This is a genomic window from Telluria sp. BA11 (assembly GCF_056680305.1).
Genome location: NZ_CM155275.1, coordinates 3,851,505 through 3,873,487 on the forward strand (window position 1 = coordinate 3,851,505; position 21,983 = coordinate 3,873,487).

The window sequence follows — 21,983 nt, forward strand, 5'->3', positions numbered from 1 at the left end:
TACGGCGGTCTGGTAAAATAACGGGCTACGGCCAGCCGCAGGCCACCAGCTTTCCAATCCCTGATCCCCGATCTCCATGAAATCTACGCAAACCACCACCCTGATGGCCAACGCGATCCGCGCGCTGGCGATGGACGCTGTTCAGCAAGCCAACTCGGGCCACCCGGGCATGCCAATGGGCATGGCCGAGATCGCCGTTGCGCTGTGGGACAAGCACTACCGTCATAATCCGGCCAATCCGGGCTGGATGAACCGCGACCGCTTCCTGCTGTCGAACGGCCATGGCTCGATGCTGCATTACGCGCTGCTGCACCTGGCAGGGTACGACCTGACGATGGACGATCTGCGCGCCTTCCGCCAGATGCATTCCAAGACGCCGGGTCACCCAGAAGTGGGCATCACCCCGGGCGTGGAAACCACCACCGGCCCGCTGGGCCAGGGCATCGCCAACTCGGTCGGCATGGCGCTGGCTGAATGGCTGCTGGGCTACGAATTCAACCGTCCGGGCTACGACGTGGTGGATCACTACACCTACGCGTTCCTGGGCGATGGCTGCCTGATGGAAGGCATCTCGCACGAAGTGGCGTCGCTGGCCGGCACCCTCAAGCTCAACAAGCTGATCTGGCTGTACGACGACAACGGCATCTCCATCGACGGCAAGGTCGAAGGCTGGTTCACCGATGACACGCAAAAGCGCTTTGAAGCCTATGGCTGGAACGTGATCCCGAAGGTCGACGGCCACAGCGTGAAAGACATCGATGCGGCCATCGAGCAGGCCAAGACGTCCGACCGTCCAACGCTGATCTGCTGCAAGACGATCATCGGCAAGGGCGCACCGAACCTGGAAGGTGGCGACAAGGTCCACGGCGCACCGCTGGGCGACAAGGAAATTGCCGCCGTGCGCCAGCACCTGGTCTGGGATCCGATCCCGTTCGACATTCCTGCCGAACTGTACGAAGCATGGGACGCGAAAGAGCGCGGCGCCCAGGTCGAAGGCGAGTGGAACACGATGTTCGCGGCCTACCGCGGCGCGCACCCCGAGCTGGCGAGCGAATTCGAGCGCCGCATGAAGGGCGAGCTGTCGGGTGAATTCACCAAGGCGCTGGACGCCGCGATCGCGAGCTGCATCGAGAAGCAGGAAACCATCGCCACCCGCAAGGCCTCGCAAAATGCGATCCAGGCGCTGGCCGCGAGCCTGCCAGAATTCCTGGGCGGCTCGGCCGACCTGACCGGCTCGAACCTGACCAACTGGAAAGAATCGGTCGCCGTGCGTTCGGGCATTGCCGGCAACCATATCAACTACGGTGTGCGCGAATTCGGCATGGCCGCGATCCAGAACGGCGTGGCGCTGCATGGCGGTTTCATCCCGTTCGGCGCAACGTTCCTGACCTTCTCGGACTACAGCCGCAACGCGCTGCGCATGGCCTCGCTGATGAAGATCCGTTCGATCTCGGTGTTCACGCACGATTCGATCGGTCTGGGCGAAGACGGTCCGACGCACCAGTCGGTCGAGCACGTCTCGTCGCTGCGCCTGATCCCGGGCCTGGACAACTGGCGTCCATGCGACACGGTCGAATCGGCCGTGGCATGGGGCGCAGCAGTCCAGCGCAAGGATGGCCCGACGACGCTGATCTTCTCGCGCCAGAACCTGCCGTTCATGGCCCGCGACACCCAGCAGGTGACCGACGTCGCCAAGGGCGGCTATGTGCTGCGCGACACGCCGGACGCCAAGGTCATCCTCATCGCCACCGGCTCGGAAGTCGAACTGGCCGTGAAGGCCTTCGACGCACTGGCTGCTGAAGGGATCGCCGCGCGCGTCGTCTCGATGCCGTCGACCGACGTGTTCGACCGCCAGGACGCCGCCTATAAAGCCAGCGTGCTGACCCGCGGCACGCCGCGCGTGGCCATCGAAGCCGGCATCACCGCCTTCTGGTACAAGTACGTGGGCCTTGAAGGCGCCGTGGTCGGTATCGACACCTTCGGCGAATCGGCGCCGGCGCCAGTGCTGTTCAAGCACTTCGGCTTCACCGTCGAGAACGTGGTTGCCAAGGCCAAACAAGTTATCGCAGCGTAAGCATTCGCCAGAAAACGGACTGTCCCGAAGGGATGGTCCGTTTTACTATGTTCGTTACGAAAAAGTTTTTTTTCTACTAGGAGCCAAGCATGACGATCAAAGTTGCAATCAATGGTTATGGCCGTATCGGCCGCAATATCCTGCGCGCATTCTACGAAGGCGGCAAGAAACAGGATATCCAGATCGTGGCGATCAATGACCTCGGCAATGCCGAGTCGAACGCCCACCTGACCCGCTACGACACGGCCCACGGCAAGTTCCCTGGCACCGTCACGGTCGAAGGCGACAACATGATCGTGAACGGCGATCCAATCCGCGTGTTCGCGCAGCGCAACCCTGCGGAAATCCCATGGGGCGAGCTGGGCGTCGATGTCGTGCTCGAGTGCACCGGCTTCTTCACCACCAAAGAAAAGGCATCGGCCCACATCAAGGGCGGCGCCAAGAAAGTCATCATCTCGGCCCCGGGCGGCAAGGATGTCGACGCAACCATCGTGTTCGGCGTGAACCAGGACGTGCTCAAGAGCTCGGACACCGTGATTTCGAACGCATCGTGCACCACCAACTGCCTGGCCCCGCTGGTCAAGCCACTGCATGACGCCATCGGCCTGGAAACCGGCCTGATGACCACCGTGCACTCGTACACCAATGACCAGGTGCTGACCGACGTGATGCACGAAGACCTGCGCCGTGCCCGCTCGGCCACGCAGTCGATGATCCCGACCAAGACTGGCGCTGCTGCTGCAGTCGGCCTGGTGTTGCCGGAACTGAACGGCAAGCTGGACGGCTTCGCGATCCGCGTGCCGACCATCAACGTGTCGATCGTCGACCTGACCTTCATCGCCAAGCGCGACACCACCGTCGATGAAATCAACGAGATCATGAAGACGGCCGCCGACGGCGCACTGAACGGTATCCTGACGTACCAGACCGAGCCACTGGTGTCGGTCGACTTCAACCACAACCCGGCGTCGTCGAACTTTGACGCGACCCTGACCAAAGTGTCGGGCCGCCTGGTGAAAGTGACGTCGTGGTACGACAACGAGTGGGGTTTCTCGAACCGCATGCTCGACACCACCGTCGCGCTGATGAACGCCAAGTAATCTGCTGGCGCTTCACTGAAAACCCGGTTGCTGCCAGCAACCGGGTTTTTTTTCGCCTGTCGCAGCCCGAGGGTGCCGAATTTGTGCGCGATGCGCCGTACGGTTGGGCGCATGCTGCCCCCGTTCGGCAATGCACTCGTTTGGTGCCGTTTGGCCACTACGGATAACAGAAGCGGCGTGTCATGAACCATGCTGCATGGATCGCACCTGTCTGCACCCTTAATGGTCGAAATTGGGCCTTTTTGGTGTGACCGGGGAATCCTGTCCAGCGTGACGACCGATCCTGATAATTTGGCTTAAGATGAAATAGGTAATATAGATATTACGATTTCATCGATTTATTCGAATAAAAATTGGTGTTTGAAAAAAGCAACACATCGTTGGCAAAATGAATTTTATTTATATTAATCATTTTCTTTCTTGATTCCATCTGCGAAACTTATTGCGTGTATGTACGTGTCATGCACGAGTATCTCTAATAAATATAAACGCAGAAAGAGGGAATCGATGAAGCCGCCTGTCCTGAAACACAGCGTCATTTTGGTCGCCATGGCCATTGCGACGTCCCCTTACGCGTCGGCGCAAAACGCCGGCAGCGAGGGTGCCCAGACCGTGTACGTCACGGGTTCGAACCTGAAGCGCACCGAGAAGGAGGGCACCCAGCCTATCCAGGTCATCACGGCGAAGGATATTCGCGAAACCGGCGCCGCCACGGTCACCGAGCTGATCCGTCTGGTGCCGTCGATGGGTTCGGACGTGAATCTCGACACCAATGACGGCGGGTTTTCCCGTGGCGTGTCGACCGCTTCCCTGCGCGGGCTGTCGTCCAGTTCCACGCTGATCCTGCTGAACGGCCGTCGCATGACGCCGGTCGCCTATGCCGATCCGAACGATGGCAACTCGACCCTGTACGATCTCAATGCGATTCCGCTGGCCGCGCTCGAACGCGTCGAGATCCTGCGCGATGGCGCCTCGGCCGTGTACGGGTCGGATGCGATTGGCGGCGTGATCAACTTCATTACCCGCTCGAACTACAAGGGCGCCGAACTCTCCGCGCGCGTCAGCGCCAACGATGATAACGAATTCAAGCGCAAGGGCGTCAACGTGGTTGCCGGCACGGGCGACCTGGACACCGATGGCTACAACGTGTTCTTCACGGCCGACCTGTCCGACCGTGACCGCGTGCTGCGCGAAAACGTCAAGGACATCGAATTCGATCAGTACCGCCGCCTGTCGAAGCGCTACGCCACGCCCTATGGCAGCACGATTTCAGGCGCGCCCGCGTTCTACCGCGAAACCGCGCCGGGCTCTGGCCAGTTCACTGCGACCCGCGCCAACGCCGCCGACCGCCTGCGCCTGAGCACGAACTGCGATCCGGCGCGCCAGTTGACCGGCTCGACGGCCATGGGCCTGGCCGCGACCAGCGTGTTCGTGGACCGCACGTTCTGTAACTACGACACCAACCAGAACCTGGAAGGCACGGGCGAGGGCAAGGATGCCAGTCTCTTGAGCCGCGGCACGATCAAGCTGGGCCCGAACGTGCGCGCCTTCGTCGAGGGCGCCTACGCCCGCACCGAGCGCCTGTACACGGCCAATCCGATCACGATCAATACCACGCCGGTGACCAACTTCACGGCGACCGGCGTGGCACCGAGCTACCAGACGATCCTGCCGGCCGGCCACCCCGACAACCCGTTCCCGAATGCGCGCGCCTCGGTGGCCTACCGCTTCGAGAACGCCCCGCGGGGCACCGAGACGATCAATGAACAGGGACGCCTGCTCACGGGCCTGCAAGGTTCGCATTTCAACTGGGACTGGGAAGTGGGCCTGCTCTACAACGAAGCACGCCGCAAGGACAGCTACGAGGGCCGCCTGTACCTGCCGGTGCTGCGCCAGTTGAACGCCGGCGCCACGCTGGCGCAGCTCTCGGCCAACCCGGATCTGTTCCGCAGGACCCAGAGCGACGACAAATCGTCGATCACGCATTTCGATGTCAAGGCCAATACCCAGTTCGGCCAGCTGGGCGGCGGCGCGATCGGCGTCGCGGTGGGCGCCGAAGCGCGCCGTGAAAAATTGCAGATGGATCCTGGCGAGTTGCTGGCAACCGGTCAGATCTATGGCCTGGCCAACACCATCATCGATGGCGAGCGTGACGTCAAGTCGGCCTTCGTCGAAGTGCGCACCCCGTTCTTCAAGAATTTCGAGATGGACTTTGCCGGTCGCTGGGACAAGTATCCGGGCATCAAGACCAACTTCGTGCCGAAGGTGGGTGCCAAATGGACGGCGACCAACAGCCTTGCGTTCCGTGGCAGCTACTCCGAAGGCTTCCGGGCGCCGGCGTTGTCACAGGTGACGCCAGGGGGCGCGCAATTCTTCCTCACCAACCTGTATGACCCACGCCGCTGCGAAAGCGATGAAGTGACGCCAAAACCCAACGCGACCGAAGTCGATTGCCGCAAGTCGGCCTCCGGCACCGGTGGCGCCAACCCGAACCTCAAGCCGGAAGAATCGAAGAGCTATACCTTCGGCATCCTGTTCTCGCCAACCCCGAACTTCGATATCGGCCTGGATTTCTTCAAGATCCGCAAGGAAGGCGAGGTGGCACTCGGTTCGGCGTTTGACGCGCTGCGCGACGAGGACACCAATCCCGACCTGATCGTGCGCGATCAGACGCCGGCCAACTTCATCACCGATGCTGCCGGCAACCCGATCCCGGGCACCGGCCCGCTGCTGACGGTGCGCCAGCCGTGGCTGAACAAGGGTTCGGTGGAAGTGCAGGGCATTGATATTGACGTTGCCTTCCGCAAGAATCTGGGCGACTGGGGCAATTTCAGCGCCAAGCTCACGTCGGCTTACCTGCACTCGTACACGCTGCAGCAAGAGCCGGGCGACCCGGAACACAATCTGGTTGGCTACAATGCCGGTCTGGTTGACTGGAACCTGAGTAGTGGCATTGACTTGCCGCGCTGGAAAACGAGTCTGTCTGCCTCGCTGACCCGCGGTGCGCATGCCTTCAGTGCCAACGTCAACTACACCGGCCCGGTTTCGCTGCTGCGCAAGTACGACAACCAGACCACCTACGAGACGGCGTTCTGCCACTACCAGCCAGCCACCAGCCCAAGTGCGCCCAGTGCCAGCATCACCGTACCGGGTTATCTTGCTGAGTTCCCGGACTGCAAGGTCAAGGAGTGGGTGCGGTTCGGCGTAGGCTACACCTACACTGGCATCCAGAACCTGTCGCTGACGTTCAACGTCCAGAACCTGTTCGACAAGGCGGCGCCGTTCGACCCGCGCTATGGCGCCACGGCCGGTGCGCCACTGGCCGGCTACAACGAGGGATTGCATAATCCGTACGGCCGCTACTTTACCGCGTCGGCCCGTTACAGCTTCTAGGCATCCACGACGATCCTTACCCGGCCTGGCCTGGCGGGTAAGAAAAAGGGCCGGAACCGCATGCGGTTCCGGCCCTTGTCCGTTGTGGCCTCAGCGGCTACCGGTCAGCGCTGGTCCGGCCACGGCGTCAGGATCTCGGCGCCATTCTTCGTTACCACCAGCATGTGTTCCCACTGCGCCGACAGCGAGCCGTCGCGCGTCATCACGGTCCAGCCATCGTCGAGCTGGATCACGTCGTCTTCACCCATATTGATCATCGGTTCGACCGTGAAGGTCATGCCTTCCTTGAGCAGCAGGCCCGTGTTCTTGCGGCCATAGTGCAGCACCTGCGGTTCTTCGTGGTAGACGCGGCCGATGCCGTGGCCGCAGTAGTCGCGCACGACCGAGAAGCCGGCGCCTTCGGCCAGCGTCTGGATCGCGTGGCCGACGTCGCCCAGGCGCGCGCCCGGGCCGACGGCGCGAATGCCCGCCATCATGGCGTCATAGGTGACCTCCACCAGCTTCTTCGCTTCGGGTGACGGCGTGCCGGCAAAATACATGCGGCTCGTGTCGCCATGCCAGCCATCCTTGATCACGGTCACGTCGATATTGACGATGTCGCCGTCCTTGAGGATGTCCTTCTCGCTCGGGATGCCGTGGCAGACCACGCCGTTGATCGACGTGCACAGGGTTTTCGGGAAGCCGTGGTAACCGATATTGGCCGGCGTGGCCTTCTGTACCTTGCGGATGTAGTCGTGGCAGCGGCGGTCGAGTTCTTCGGTGGAGACGCCGGGCACGACGAATTCCTTGATCATGTCCAGCACTTCGGCAGCCATGCGGCCGGCCACACGCATCTTGGCGATGTCTTTGTCGTTCTTGAGTTTGATGGTCATACGGGGAGGGAGTGACGCGGCAGCGCCGCAGGCAAACCGCCATGATACAGCGTAGTCGCAAGGCGGGCAGGGCAGGGATGTAAAAATGCCCGCCAGGCTGGGCCGGGCGGGCATTCGGTCAGGACTTCAGGACAGGGTCTTGCGACCCCGCACCATTAGAAGTTCTGGGTGTAGCGGACGTAGAAGAAGCGGTCCAGCGACAGGTCGGCGTCAATGGACGAAGCCGAAGCCTGGGTGTTGTACGTCATACGCGGTGATTTGTCGAAGACGTTGTTGATACCGACCAGGAAGCGGCCATCCCACGAGGTCTTGTAGCCGACGCTCACGTCATGGATAGTGACCGAACCCAGTTTGTTGGCACCGGTGCCGAAGGTTGCTTCGAAGTCAGGCATGTTGCACTCGATGCCTTCTGCACGATCCCAGCACTGGTCTTTCACAGGGCTGTAGTAACGGAAGCCCCACGAAGCGTTCCAGTTGCCCAGTGCCCAGTCCAGGTTGGTGTTCGACTTCACGCGGTTGTAGAAGTACTCGCCGGCGTAGTTGTTCCACTCCGACTCGGCACCGCTGCGGGTGCGGAACTTGTCGACGTACGACGTTTCGTTACGGACGGCGAACTGGCCGTAAGCGGTGCGTGGCAGACGATACGAGATCGACATGTCCAGACCTTCGGTTTCCATCTCGCCCAGGTTGGCGTTGCCGCGCGACAGGGTCGTGATTTGGCCGGTGGTCGGGTCACGCTTGATCACGGAGCAGAAGTTCGAGCTGTTGTTGACGTAGCACTCGTTGGCAACGTAGGTCGCGCTGATCGGGGTGATGCGGTTCTCGATCGAGATGTTGTACCAGTCCAGGCCAACGGTGAGCCCCGGCACGAACGATGGGCTGTACACGAAACCGACGGTCTTGGTGGTCGCGGTTTCCGGTTCCAGGAACGCATTGCCGGCGCCAGTGTTGAACGCCACCAGCGACTGGGTGCCGTTGGTGCTGGTGATCGGGGTGCCGGCCTGCAGCAGCTGACGGTAGTTGGCGTTGGTGCCTGCGGCGGCGCAACGTGCCTGGACTGCTGGATCGCTCGCGGCTTCGCCGAAACGAGTGTCGCATGGGTCCAGGAAGGTGTCGAACGACTGCGAACCACCGCCGAAGGTGTCGCCCAGTGCTGGTGCACGGAAGCCTTCAGCCCAGGTACCGCGGAACAGCACGTCCTTGACCGGCTTGTACATGAAGCTGGCTTTGCTGTTGTTGGTCACGCCGAAGTTGCTGTAGTCCGAGTGGCGGGTGGCCAGGTTAAAGCTCAGCAGTTCTGCGAATGGCTGGTCTTTCAGGACCGGGATTTGCAGCTCGGCATACGCTTCACGCACGGTGTATCGACCGTAGGTTGGGTTGCCTGCCAGGTCGGTCGAATAGCCCGATTGCTCGAACTGGCCTGGAACTTCCTGGCCCTTGACTTCGCGGTGTTCGATACCGACGGCCAGGCCCAGTGCGCCGGCTGGCAGTTGGAACAGTTCGCCTGCCAGATCGGCGGTGGCGCTGTTGACGGTCGAGCCGTAGGTCGACTGGCCGGTCGAGTTGATGTAGGCCAGCGCTTCAGGCGTCGATGCCGATGGGCCACCCAGGATGTCGAAAGGGGTGCAGGTCGACAGGCCGACTGGGTTGGCTGCGGTACCGCACTGAACGACGCCATTGGCGTTCATGAACGACGGGCCGAGAGCGCGCTTCAGGTTCAGCAGGTTGATGTTGCCGGTGCCGAATTGCGAACCAGACACTTTGCTATGGTTATAGCCAGCGCTCCAGTTCCACGCCAGATCCTTGACCATGAATTCACCCTCGAGGGTGGCATCGATGTGCAGGGTGCGGCTTTCGGTTTCAGTGCGGCGTGGCAGTTCGATGGTACGACGCTGGAAGAACAGATCCTGGCCCAGGCCAGCGCCGGCAACCGAATTGCCGTACGGGTTGAAGTAGCTGTCCTTGTCGATGTAGACAGGGTAGTTCGCCTGCGAGGTCGACTGCAGCGGGTAGCCGGCGATCTGCTGTTGCGAAGTACGCTGCGAATACATCGCAGTGGTTTTCAGGCGCATGTCTTTCGGCAGTGCGACTTCACCTTTGACGAACAGGGTGTCGAGCTTGCTTGGGATCAGCAAGTCCATGTCCTGGGTCGAGTTGTACTTGTCGTCGTTGTTGCCGGTGTAAGCGTGATAGCTGTTCGGGTCGCGCGAGTTCGCGCCGACGCCCTGGCCGTCATAGCTGCCGGTGTGGTTCAGGTAGCGGTTGAAACCGCCAGCTGCGGCGCTCGTGAGCGAGCCACCGGTCAGCGGGTTCACTGCGGTGATGCGGCCCCATGGGCCAGCGCCCAGGCCGTCGAACGGGTGATCCGGACCGTATTGGGTCGAGGTGATCGCGCGTGCTTGCGTGCCGACACGACCCGATTCGGTGTGCGACAGGCCGAACATCAGCGACGCTTTTTCATCGCCGGCACCGTAGCTCAGCGAGAAGTCCTTGTTCTTGCCGTCGTTCTTTTCGTTCTGACCAGTGTAGAGGGACAGCTGGCCACCCTGCATGTTCTTTTTCAGGATGATGTTGATCACGCCTGCGATTGCATCCGAACCGTAGATCGACGAAGCGCCATCCTTCAGGATTTCCATGCGTTCGATCATCGACGATGGAATGGTCGACAAGTCGGTGTAGCCATCGACCGACTGGGTCCAGCGCTTGCCGTCGACCAGCACCAGCAGGCGGTTCGCGCCCAGGTTACGCAGGCTGACATACTGACCACCGATTTCGCTGTTCGAAGTCAGCGAACCCGAGCGGGAGAAGTCAGGCGCACCGGCCGACGACAGGTTGTTCAGGATCTCGCCGACGGTCACCAGACCGGTCTTCTGGATCTGTTCCTGGCTCATGATCTGGATCGGCTGTGCCGTCTCCAGGTCAACTTGGCGAATACGCGAACCGGTCACTTCGACGCGCTGTGGCGCAGCGACTTCCTGCGCGATCGCAGCGGTCATGCCAAGGGTCATACCGCCGAGGCAGATAGCGCGGACCGAACGGGACAAGAGTGTTTCCATCATGTTGCAGAACTCCTAGGGTGTATGCGCGGCGGGACCTGGGTAAGGACCTGCCACCGAAAAATGTCGCGGAGCGACTCGCTGAAAAACGCCAACTAATTTGGTTAAACGACTTTTCAAGTCAGCAATAAAACCATTCGGGGTACTTCACTGTCAATGCATACACACCGGAAGGGGAAGAATGTGACAGTTTTGTTGCAGAAATGTGTATTTACGGATTTTCAATGCCACATGTAATTGACTGTGCGGTTACTTGCTGATCTAAGTTTGGCTGAATGCAAAAAAGCCCGCCCGGCTTGCGCCGGTCGGGCTTTTCGCGCAATTAAATTGCGGTTTGTGTGGTTAGTACTTAGAACGCCTGGTTGTAGCGCACGTAGACGAAGCGATCGATCGGCAATTCCGGGCTCACCGACGACGACGACGAGTTGCCGCCGGTCGCCGAGCCTGCGCTGTAGTTGATGACCGGTTTCTTGTCGAAGATATTGTTCGCGCCGAGCAGCAGCTTGGCGTTCCATGGCAGTGCGTAGCCGATCGACAGGTCGCCGTACCACATCTCCTTGGCGCGGGTGTAGCCCGTGCCCCAGCTGGTCTTGGCGGTCGGGTCCGAGCATTCGCCTGGCAGGGTCAGCGAGAAGCAACGGTTTTTCTGGCTGCTGTAGAAGCGGGCCGTGAAGGTTGCGCTCCAGTTGCCCATGTTCCAGTCGAGCGACGTGTTCGACTTGACGCGGAACGTGTCGTATTCGCCGGCGTATTCGACCCATTCCGAATCCGGGGTCGACTGCTGCTTGTACGTGTCGGTGTAGGTCGTTTCGCTGCGGATGCCGAACTGGCCCCAGGCCGTGCGTGGCAGGCGGTAGTTGATTGCCACGTCGACGCCTTCGGTCTCGACCTTGCCACGGTTGGTGTTGCCGATCTGCAGATCGATGACCTGGCCGCTGGCGTCACGCGTGATCAGCGAGCAGAAGTTTTCCACGTTGTACAGGAAGCACTCTTCGATCGTGTCGGTGGCCGACACGCCGGTGATCAGGTTGTCGATCTTGATGTTGAACCAGTCGACCGAGACCGACAGGCCCGGCACGCTCGACGGACTCAGGACCAGGCCCAGCGTGCGGGTTTTGGCGGTCTCGGGCAGCAGGAAGCTGTTGCCGGCGCCGGTCGTGAACGGGAAGGGGGTCTGGCCGCCGGTGGCCGGCACGTTCGCGCCCGTCTGGTTTTTCTGGCGGAAGCCGGCAGGCACGCCGCGCGCCGCGCAGCGCTGGGCCACGGTCGGGTTGACGGCCGCTTCCCCGACGACACTGTCGCAGGCGTCGAGGTAGCTGGCGAAGGTCTGCGAGCCGCCGCCGAAGGTGTCGCCCAGGGTTGGCGCGCGGAAGCCTTCGGCGTAGGTGCCGCGCGTGAGCAGGTCACGCACCGGTTTCCACATGAAGCTGGCCTTGCTGTTGGTGGTCGAGCCGAAGTTCGAGTAGTCCGAGTAGCGCGAGGCCAGATTCAGGCTGAGCAGTTCGGCAAATGGCACGTCCTTGAGCAGCGGGATGTTCGCTTCCAGGTAGGCTTCGCGCACCGTGTAGCGGCCGTAGGTCGGATTGCCGGCCAGGCTCGACGAGTAGCCCGAGCGTTCGAACTGGCCCGGCACGTCGTCGCCGCGCACTTCGCGGTGCTCGATGCCGCCGGCGATGCCGACGGCGCCGGCTGGCAGCGTGAACAGTTCACCGCTGAGGTCCGCGGTGGCGCTGTTGACGACCGAGCTGTAGGTCGCCTGGGCGGTCGACATCACGTATTCGAGCGCTTCCGGGGTCGACGCCGACGGGCCGCCCAGGATGTTCCACGGGGTGCATTCGCCCAGGCCGATCGGCGCAGCGGCGGTGCCGCACTGAACGACGCCTGCGGCATTGCGGAACGACGGGCCGAGGGCGCGCTTGAGGTTAATGAGGTTCAGGTCGCCATAGCCGGTCACCTGGCCGTCGACCTTGCTGTGGTTGTAGCCCACGCTCCAGTTCCACGGCAGCGTGCGCAGCGAAAACTCGCCTTCGAGCGAGGCGTCAATGTGCAGGCTGCGGTTGCTGTTGTCGGTCACGCGCGGTACTTCGATCGTGCGGCGGTAGAAGAACAGGTCCTGGCCATTGCCGGCGCCGGCCACGGCGTTGCCGTACGGGTTGTAGTAGCTGTCCTTGTCGACATACACGGGGAATTTCGACTGCGAGGTCGAGCTCAGCGGATAGCCGGCGACCGTGCGCGACGATTTGCGGTCGGCGTACATCGCGGTGGTCTTGAAGCGCATATTGGCCGGCAGTTCGACTTCGCCCTTGACGAAGAGCGACGTCAGCTTGCTTGGCGTCAAAAAGTGCATCTGGCTGGTCGAGTTGAACAGGTCGGCCGGCGCATTGGCAAAGGTGTGGTAGTTGGCCGGATTGCGCGAATCCTGGCCTACGCCATCGCCCAGCGGACCGCCGGTGTGGTTCAGCACGCGGTCAAAGCCGGTGACGGCGCCGGTCGGGCTGACCTGGCGAATGCGGCCCCACGGGCCGCTGCCCAGCGCCGAATTCGGCCGCGTCGGGCCGTTCGTGGTGGCGGTGATGTCGCGCGTGCGCGCCCAGACGCCGCCCTGGTCGGTATGGGTCAGGCCGAACAGCAGCGACGCCTTGTCGTCGCCGGCGCCGTAGGTGACCGAGTAATCCTTGGTCTTGCCGTCGTTCTCTTCGTTCTGGCCGTGGTACACGCTGACCTGGCCGCCCTGCATGGTTTTCTTCAGGATGATGTTGACCACGCCCGAGATCGCATCCGAACCGTAGATCGACGAGGCGCCATCCTTCAGGATTTCAACGCGCTCGATCAGTGCCGACGGAATGGTCGACATGTCGGTATAGCCGCTGACCGACTGGGTCCAGCGCTTGCCATCGACCAGCACCAGCAGGCGCTGCGCGCCCAGGTTGCGCATGTCGAGGAACTGGCCGCCCTGTTCGCGGCTCGCGCCCAGCGACGACCCGCGCGAGAAGGCTGGTACACCGGCCGACGACATGCTGTTGATGATGTCACCCACGGTCACCAGGCCGCTCTTCTGGATCTGTTCCTGGCTCATCACCTGGACCGGCTGCGCCGTTTCCAGGTCGACCTGGCGAATGCGGGAACCCGTCACCTCGACGCGTTGCAAGGTCTCTTGTGCGATGGCGGTCATCGACGTCAGCGCCAGCGTCACGGCGAGTGCGATCTTGGTACGTTGTTGCATGTGCTCTCCATCCTGAGCCCCGTGCTGCGGGGCAGTCTTATGATTGATCGGCGAACTGAGGTGTGTTCAACAAATGGCAATACTTTTTGTTGGACGTACATACCCCTCAGGTATCAAACCATTCGGTATTGACGGGTGTCAATATGTCAGGAGAGCATTTCTGTTGCAAATACAACAGTTAACAAAAAGAAATTAATTGACTAAAAAGTCAGCAGTTTGCGTGTGCTTTTGGGGTGCAATCAATACTGCTTCTGGATGGAGGTAGTGCAGAGAAAAATCATGCGCACCAGGGTGGTGCGCATGGAATCAATCGGTAAAACAGGCGTGCCACAGGCGCAGTACGCTATCGGGATGGGAGCCCACCTGGGCCGGATCGACCCGGGTCTTGTCGTGCCCCTGCAGCCGCACGCTGTGCTGCAGCTTGCGCATCGCGCGATACGCGGCGGCGACCTGGCTGGCCAGGGCCGCGTCGATCAGGCCCAGCTCGCCGCACAGGTGCAGCAGGGCGATGTTGCCGACGTTGGCGGTCAGCTGCGGGTAGGTGTGTGCGTGGCGCAGCACCAGGTATTGCACGATGAACTCGATGTCGATCATGCCGCCCGCATCCTGCTTGAGGTCGAACTGGGTGCTGCGGTTCAGGTTCGCGTCATGCATGCGCGCGCGCATCTGCACGACCTCGTTCTTCAGTACTGCTGCCTGGTCAGAGCGGTCCTTGCGCAGTACCTGTTCGCGGATCGCCTCGAAGCGCGCGCCGATGGCGGCGTCGCCGGCGCAAAAGCGCGCCCGCGTCAGTGCCTGATGTTCCCAGACCCAGGCCGCCTCGCTCTGGTAGCGCTCGAAGGCGGCGATGGACGACACCAGCATGCCGCTGGCACCGTCCGGACGCAGGGCGATGTCGATGTCGAACAGGATCCCGGCCGGCGTGGGCGCCGTCATCCAGGTGATGAAGCGCTGGGCCAGCCGGGCGTACAGGGGCGGCGCGTCGCCGTCGTCGTCCTCGTACAGGAAGATCACATCCAGGTCGGACACATAGCCCAGCTCCTTGCCGCCCAGCTTGCCGTAGGCGATGACGGCAAAGCGCGGTACCTCGCGGTGGCGGCCATTGACCGCGCGCCAGGCGTGCGTGACCACCGCGCCGACGATCGTATCGGCCAGCGCCGACAGGTGGTCGGCCAGGTGCTCGACCGACAGTTCGCCGGCCAGGTCCAGCGCCAGCAGGCGAAACAGTTGCGCATGGTGCGTCTCGCGCAGGATGTCGAGCTGGCGCTCGGTGTCGCCGGCAGCGTCGGTCAGCTGCGTATCCAGGGTGGCCGCCAGTTGCGGCAGCGCTTCGGCGCCGGCGTTGCGGTCGTCCAGCAACTCGTCGAGCAGGATCGGGTGCTGGGTCAGGAACGTCGCGGCCCAGCCGCTGGCATTGATCATGCGGATCACGCGCTCGAGCGTGTGCGGGTATTCGGTCAGCAGCGCCAGATAGGCCGAGCGGCGCGCGATGGCCTCGAACAGGTCGAGCAGGCGCCCCAGCGTGGCGGCGTGGCTGCCCATGCCGGCATCCTTCACGACGGTGGCGATCAGGGGCAGGGCGGCCTCGACCAGCGCCAGCAGGCGCACGCGGCTGAAGTCGGGCAGGCTGGCCAGGCGCGCGCCCTGCAGCGTGGTGGTCAGACGGCCGGCGGCGGCGCGCGTGTCGTTGAAGCCCAGCCCGGCAAGGCGCTCAGTCAGCGCGTCGAGGTTGTCCAGGTCGTCGACCAGCGCCGGCGCGTCGGGATCCTGGTCGGGCGCTTCCTTGTCGGCAAAGATGGCGTCGAACTGCTGCGCGACGTAGGTGCGCTGCTCTTCCAGCAGCGCGAGCAGCGTGGCTTCATCGGGGCAGCCCATCATGCGCGCCACGGTCAGGCGGTCGTCGTCGCTCGCCGGCAGCGTGTGGGTCTGGGCGTCTTCGAGGTATTGCAGGCGGTGTTCGAGGTTGCGCAGGAAGGTGTAGGCAGCCAGCAGGCGTTCGACGGTGTCGACCGTCAATAGCTCACGCTCGGCCAGCAGCAGCAGCGTCTTGCGCGTGGAGCGCTCGCGCAGCGCCGGATCGCGCCCGCCACGGATCAGCTGGAAGACTTGCGCCAAAAACTCGATCTCGCGGATGCCGCCCCGGCCCAGCTTGACGTTGTGGCTGCGCTCGGGATGCAGGCGCTCCTGGCGTTTGACCTCGGCGCGGATCTGGGCGTGCATCGTGCGGATCGCGTCGATCACGCCGAAGTCCAGGTAGCGCCGGAAGATGAACGGCTGCACGATCGCGTCCAGCGCCGCGATGTCGTCCGGCTCGCCCGTGACGGCGCGCGCCTTGACCCACGCATAGCGCTCCCATTCGCGGCCCTGGACGATCAGGTATTCCTCGACCATGCCGAAGCTGGCCGCCAGCGGGCCCGACTTGCCGTTGGGGCGCAGCGCCATGTCCACCCGGAACACGAAGCCGTCCTCGATCACTTCGGACAAGGCCGCGCTCAGGCGGCGCCCGAGACGGATGAAGAATTCGTGGTTCGACAACTGGCGCTGGCCGGCTACGGCGGCCGTGTCCCCGTCTTCCGGGTACACGAAGATCAGGTCGATATCCGACGACACATTGAGTTCGCCGCCACCCTGCTTGCCCATGGCCAGCACGATCAGGTGCTGCGGGCGGCCCGAATCCTCGCCCACCGGCATCCCGTGCACCGCGACCAGCTCGGCCATCAGGCTGGCCACATGGGTCTGGATCGCGAAGTCGGCAAAGGCTGTCATTGCGGTGACGACTTCATCGAGGTCGGCCTGGCCGCCGAGATCGCGCGCAACGATGGTCGAGATCAACAGGTTGCGCACCCGGCGCATCGCGCGCTCGAGTGGCAATCCTTTGGCCAGTTCACCCTCCAGCAGCGCGCGGAAATCGGCGTCGGCCAGCGATACGGCGGACAGGCTGGCGAGCTGCTCTGCACGCTCGGGCGCGGCGCCCAGCCAGCGCGCGACGAAACGCGACGCGGTGACAGGAACGGTGGCTGGGACAGGCTGTGGTGCAGGGGAAACTTCGGTCATCGTTGATCCTGGGAAACGCGATGGATGGCCGTTTCAATAGGCCATTAGTCGGGGCCGGCAGGCAGTCGATGCGTTAAAATGACCTGCTAACAGGCCGTCGCTGCTGCCCGGGTCAGCACCGATGGTAAGGTAGACGCCGCAACGCACGCAAGCGACCTGTTTTTTTGAGCTGTACATTTTTCGGCGAGCCTTTGTTATTAGCACCTTGATGCACAACCCGGATCCGCAGGCGACGTCCGCGTCCCGGCCGCTGGCCGTACGCTGGCGCCGGTTACGCGCGTGCTATCGCTTCGCGAACCTGGCCTCGCACCATGTGCTGGGCTTTGCCGTCAAGCTGCTGCTGATCGTGTATTTCGCGCTGGCCGTGCTGTTCCTGGTGCTGCGCTATGCCATCCTTCCCAACATCGATCTGTACAAGAGCGACATCGAGCGCGTGGCCGGCAATGCGCTCGGCAGCCGCGTCACGATCTCACAGCTGGCGGCGTCCTGGCATGGCATGCGCCCGGCGTTGTCGCTGCGCGACGTGCGCCTGCATGACCGCCGGGGCCGGCAAGTGCTGGCCTTGCCACAAGTCAACGCGACGGTCGGCTGGTGGAGCATCGCCGCGCTCGAACCCCGGTTTGCATCGCTCGAAATCATCGGCCCGCGCCTTGCCGTGCGGCGCGGCCGCGACGGCGTGCTGGTCGTGGCCGGCGTGCGGCTCGAGCAGCAGCAGGGCAATGGCGCCGGCGCCGACTGGCTGCTGCGCCAGCGCGAAATCGTCATCCGCAATGGCCGCGTCGACTGGGTCGACGAACTGCGCGGCACGCCGCCGCTGGCGCTGCAGGGCGTCACGCTGGCGCTGCTCAACCGCTGGGGTGCGCACCACCTGGCGCTGACGGCGACGCCGCCGGCGCGGCTGGGCGGCCCGGTCGACATCCGTGCGCGCTTCCGGCACCGCTTCGGCCAGCAGCCGTCCGACGTCACTCGCTGGAAGGGCGAGCTGTACGCCGACCTGCGCGACGTCGATCTGGGCGCGTGGAAACGCTTCGTTGATTATCCGATCCAGCTCGAACGGGGCCGTGGCTCGCTGCGCACCTGGATCAACGTCGACCAGGCCCGCCTGGCGGGTTTCACCGCCGACCTGGCACTGGCCGGTGTGAACGCGCGCCTGGGCCCGGACATCGCGCCGCTGCAACTGGCGCGCGTGTCGGGGCGTCTGAGCGCGCGCGAAACGCTATTGAGTGGCAAGGGTGACGGCAAGCCCACCTTCGGCGCGAACGGCCACGCGATGCGGCTCGACGGTTTCACGGTGGTGGCGCGCGATGGCCGCGCCTTGCCGCCGGCCACACTCGAACAGACCTGGCGACCTGCTGCGAACGGCAAGCCCGAGCAAGGCACGCTGCGCGCGCAGGGCCTCGATATCGGCGCACTGGCGGCGCTGGCCCAGTACCTGCCGATCTCGCCCGTGCAGCGCGGCTTGCTGGCCGATTACGCGCCGCGCGGCGTGTTGCAGGATGTCCGCGTCGAATGGGATGGGCGCTATCCCGGCGTGACGGGCTGGCGGATCCGCGGCGACGTCGCCGGGCTGGCGCTCAAAGCCCAGGCCGCGCGCCCGGGACGGGCCGCCACACCCGGTTTCGAGAACCTGAGCGGGCGCATCGACGCCAACGAGCGCGCCGGCAGCGTCAAACTCGATTCGCAGCAATTTGCCCTGAATATGCCGGCCTGGTTCGCCGAACCGCGCATGCCGTTCGACCGGTTGGTGCTGGATGCGCGCTGGCAGTTTGACGCGGGCCGGCAGCTGCAGGTCGATATCGACGACCTGGACTTTGCGCAGGGCGCGTTCAAGGGCTCGGTCTCGGGCCGCCACATCATGCCGCTCACGCCCGGTCACGGGCCAGGGACGGCCGACTTCACCGGCAGCCTCGACGGTTTCCCGATCAACAGGATCGGCGCCTTCTTGCCGCTGGCCACGCCACACGGCCTGCACGACTGGCTGGTGGGCGCGCTGCAGGGCGGCCAGCTGCACGACACCACGCTGCGCCTGCGCGGCGACCTCGCGCAGTTTCCTTTCAAGACAGCCGATACGGGCGAATTTCGCGTCGCCGGCCGCCTGGCCGGTGCGCGGCTCGAATACGCACCTGGCCATCGCCATCCGGACGGTACGCCGCTATGGCCGCTGGCCGAAGCGATCGACGGGCGCATCGTGTTCGACCGCGCGCGCATGGAAATCAACGGCAAGACGCTGCGCACGCTGGGCGTGGCGCTGTCGAACGTCAAGGCCGTGATCCCCGACCTCGGTGCGCATGACAAGATGATGCTGGAAATCGATGGCGCCGGCGCCGGGCCGCTGCAGGAATTTTTGCGCTACGTGGCCGCCACGCCGGTACTGGGCTGGATCGGCCACTTTACCGAAGACACGCAGGGCACCGGCAACGCAAAGCTCGACCTGAAGCTGCGCCTGCCGCTGTCGCACATGAACGAAGCGAAAGTGCAGGGCAGTCTGCAGTTGCAGGGCAACGACGTGGTGCTGTTCCCCGAACTGCCGGCGCTGCAGAATGCCCATGGCAAGATTGCGTTCCACGACCATGGCTTTGGCCTGGAAGGCGTCGGCGCCGATTTCCTGGGTGCGCCGCTGGCAGTGGGCGGCGGCACGACGCCCGAGGGCAGCACGCGCGTGACGCTGGCCGGCACGCTGTCGGCCGAAGGCATGCGCCGCACGGCGCCAGCGCCGGCGCTGGGGCGCCTGGCCGAACGCCTGTCGGGCAGCACGCCGTATCGGGGCGAGATTGTCGTCAAGGCCGGGCATCGCACGATCACGATCGATTCAGCGCTGGCCGGACTGGGCATCGAACTGCCGGCGCCGCTGAACAAGGTGCAGGACGCGAACTTGCCGCTGCACTTCGTGCTCGAGGGCGAGCCGACCGTCGAGGGCCTGGCGCGCGACGTCATCCGCGTCGGCGTGGGGCAGAGCCTGGCCGCGCGGTACGAACGCGAAAAGCAGGGCAAGGGCGCCTGGCGCGTGACCCATGGCGGCATTGGCGTCAACGTGCCGGCGCCGCGCCCGGACCAGGGCCTGATGGTGCACCTGGACATGAAGGCGCTGAACGTCGACCACTGGCTGGCGGCGGGCCGCGCCATTGCCGGCATGGACGTAAAATCGACTTCCCCGGCAGCGGACGCACCCCCCGCCAGCAGCGCCGATGTCACCCAGTACGTGCTGCCGGCCGTGGTGGCCGGCCGCGTCAGCGAACTGACGGTCGGCGAGCGACGCGTGGCCGACGTGGTCATTGGCGCTACCCATGTGGGCGACACGTGGCGCGCCAACCTGCACTCGCGCCAGGCCAGTGGCTATCTGACCTGGGCCGAAACGCCCAGCGGCCTGGGCAAGGTCACGGCGCGCTTGGCGTCGCTTGTGATCCCCGAATCGGCCGAGGCCGAGGTCAAGGACCTGCTCGAGTCGAACAAGGGCGCCACGGCCAGCATTCCGTCGCTCGACATCGTGGCCGAGCGCTTCGAGCTCTTCAACAAGAATCTGGGACGCCTGGAACTGAATGCCAGCAATGTGCGCGCACTGGCCGGGCGCGAGTGGCGCATCGACCGCCTTGCTTTGAACAATCCCGATGGCAAGCTGAACGCATCGGGCCGCTGGCTGACCAAGGATGGCAAGAGCAATACCAGCCTGAATTTCGCGCTCGACATGGACAATGCCGGGCGCCTGCTCGACCGCGTGGGCTTCCCGGAGACAATCGGGCGCGGCAACGGCTACCTGCGCGGCGATATCTCGTGGGCCGGCCTGCCGTATGCGATGGACATCCCGAGCCTGTCGGGCCAGATCGAGATGAATGTGGAGTCGGGCCAGTTCCTGAAGCAGGACCCGGGCGCAGCCAAGTTATTGGGTGTACTCAGCCTGCAAGCGCTGCCGCGCCTGCTCAAGCTCGACTTCCATGACGTGTTTTCCGATGGCCTGGCGTTCGATGGGATCACGGCCAACGCGCTGATCACACGCGGCGTGGCGCGCACCGATAACCTCAGGATGCATGGCGTGGCGGCCACCGTGCTGATGAACGGTACGGCCGATATCGCCAACGAGTCGACCAATCTGCGCGTGGTCGTGATCCCGGAATTCAATCTGGGCACCGGCCCGCTCGTGTACGGCCTGGCCGTCAACCCGGTGCTGGGCCTGGGCGGCTATCTGGCCCAGCTGTTCCTGCGCGCACCGGTGATGAAGGCGCTGACTTACCAGATGCAGGTGACAGGGCCGTGGAAATCGCCGACCATTACCAAAATCCCCAACGGACCTGACAATATCCCTGTCAGCACGCCAGCCGCCCCCACCGCCAGCAAGGAATGACATGACGACCGTAGCCGCGATCCAGATGGTTTCCACTCCTAATCTTGAAGACAACCTGGTCACCGTACGCCGCCTCGTGGCCGAAGCGGCCGGGAAGGGCGCCACGCTCGTGGCCTTGCCCGAGTACTGGCCGATCATGGGCATGACCGATGTCGACAAGGTGGCGCTGGCCGAAGACCCGGGCGCCGGCCCGATCCAGGCATGCATGGCCGAACTGGCGCGCGAGCACGGCATCTGGCTGGTGGGCGGCACGCTGCCGATCGTCTCGCCGAGCGCGGGCAAGGTGCTCAACACCACGCTCGTGTACGACCCGCAGGGCGTGTCGATGAGCCGCTACGACAAGATCCACCTGTTCGGCTTCAACAAGGGCACCGAATCGTACGACGAGGCCCGTACCATCGTGCCGGGCGATACGGTGGGCGTGTTCGATGCGCCGTTCGGCCGCGTCGGATTGTCGGTGTGCTACGACCTGCGCTTTCCCGAGCTGTACCGCGCGATGGGCGAATGCGCACTGATCATCGTGCCGGCCGCCTTTACCTACACCACCGGCCGCGCGCACTGGGAAGTGCTGCTGCGCGCGCGCGCCATCGAGAACCAGTGCTATGTGCTGGCCGCGGCCCAGGGCGGCATGCATGTGAATGGCCGCCGCACCTGGGGCCACAGCATGCTGGTCGACCCGTGGGGCGAGGTCAAGGCGGTGCTGCCGGAAGGCGAGGGCGTGATTGCGGGCGAGCTCGATCCCGTCTTCCTGCTGGGAGTGCGCGACAGCCTGCCGGCGCTGCGGCACCGGAAGATGTAAAACCGGCGTCGCCTGTACCGGGCGCAGCGATGCGAATAAACGGGATATGGCACAATGCCCGCTCCAACCGAACGCA

General features: G+C 63.8%; 9 protein-coding genes. 5 read left to right on the forward strand and 4 right to left on the reverse strand.

Features of this window, described 5'->3' with window-relative positions; translation table 11 throughout:
• Positions 1-76: 76 nt before the first annotated feature.
• The 3 genes from tkt (at position 77) to AC1MGT_RS16985 (ending at position 6,567) form a co-directional block, all read left to right on the forward strand.
• Positions 77-2,074, forward strand: a complete 1,998-nt coding sequence (gene tkt / locus AC1MGT_RS16975; RefSeq protein ID WP_499501156.1) for a transketolase — start codon at positions 77-79, stop codon at positions 2,072-2,074.
• A gap of 89 nt (positions 2,075-2,163) precedes the next feature.
• Positions 2,164-3,174 carry a type I glyceraldehyde-3-phosphate dehydrogenase gene (gene gap / locus AC1MGT_RS16980; protein WP_258836371.1) on the forward strand — a complete coding sequence of 337 codons (1,011 nt, stop codon included), beginning with the start codon at positions 2,164-2,166 and terminating at the stop codon, positions 3,172-3,174.
• 507 nt (positions 3,175-3,681) lie between these two features.
• The gene (locus tag AC1MGT_RS16985) at positions 3,682-6,567 is read left to right on the forward strand and encodes a TonB-dependent receptor domain-containing protein (RefSeq protein ID WP_499501157.1); all 2,886 of its coding nucleotides are present in this window, start codon (positions 3,682-3,684) and stop codon (positions 6,565-6,567) included.
• A gap of 104 nt (positions 6,568-6,671) precedes the next feature.
• Here the strand turns inward: AC1MGT_RS16985 and map are convergent, their stop codons facing one another.
• The 4 genes from map to glnE all read right to left on the reverse strand — a co-directional run bounded on the left by map (position 6,672) and on the right by glnE (position 16,772).
• On the reverse strand, positions 6,672-7,439 hold the full coding sequence (map, locus tag AC1MGT_RS16990; RefSeq protein ID WP_499501158.1) for a type I methionyl aminopeptidase: 768 nt from the start codon (positions 7,437-7,439) through the stop codon (positions 6,672-6,674).
• Between the two features lie 155 nt (positions 7,440-7,594).
• Positions 7,595-10,435, reverse strand: coding sequence for a TonB-dependent receptor domain-containing protein (locus AC1MGT_RS16995; protein WP_499501159.1), 2,841 nt, complete (start codon positions 10,433-10,435; stop codon positions 7,595-7,597).
• A 409-nt stretch (positions 10,436-10,844) separates the two neighbouring features.
• A complete protein-coding gene (locus AC1MGT_RS17000; RefSeq protein WP_499501160.1) occupies positions 10,845-13,718 on the reverse strand; it encodes a TonB-dependent receptor domain-containing protein in 2,874 nt (957 codons plus the stop codon).
• A gap of 306 nt (positions 13,719-14,024) precedes the next feature.
• Complete coding sequence (glnE, locus tag AC1MGT_RS17005) at positions 14,025-16,772, reverse strand: bifunctional [glutamate--ammonia ligase]-adenylyl-L-tyrosine phosphorylase/[glutamate--ammonia-ligase] adenylyltransferase (RefSeq protein WP_499501161.1); 2,748 nt, start codon at positions 16,770-16,772, stop codon at positions 14,025-14,027.
• Positions 16,773-16,980: 208 nt separating this feature from the next.
• Here glnE and AC1MGT_RS17010 point away from each other — a divergent pair, with 208 nt between their 5' ends.
• Together AC1MGT_RS17010 and AC1MGT_RS17015 are read left to right on the forward strand one after the other, a co-directional pair.
• Positions 16,981-21,108, forward strand: coding sequence for a YhdP family protein (locus AC1MGT_RS17010; protein ID WP_499501162.1), 4,128 nt, complete (start codon positions 16,981-16,983; stop codon positions 21,106-21,108).
• Between the two features lies 1 nt (position 21,109).
• Positions 21,110-21,907 carry a carbon-nitrogen hydrolase family protein gene (locus AC1MGT_RS17015; RefSeq protein WP_499501163.1) on the forward strand — a complete coding sequence of 266 codons (798 nt, stop codon included), beginning with the start codon at positions 21,110-21,112 and terminating at the stop codon, positions 21,905-21,907.
• The last annotated feature ends 76 nt before the right edge of the window (positions 21,908-21,983 follow it).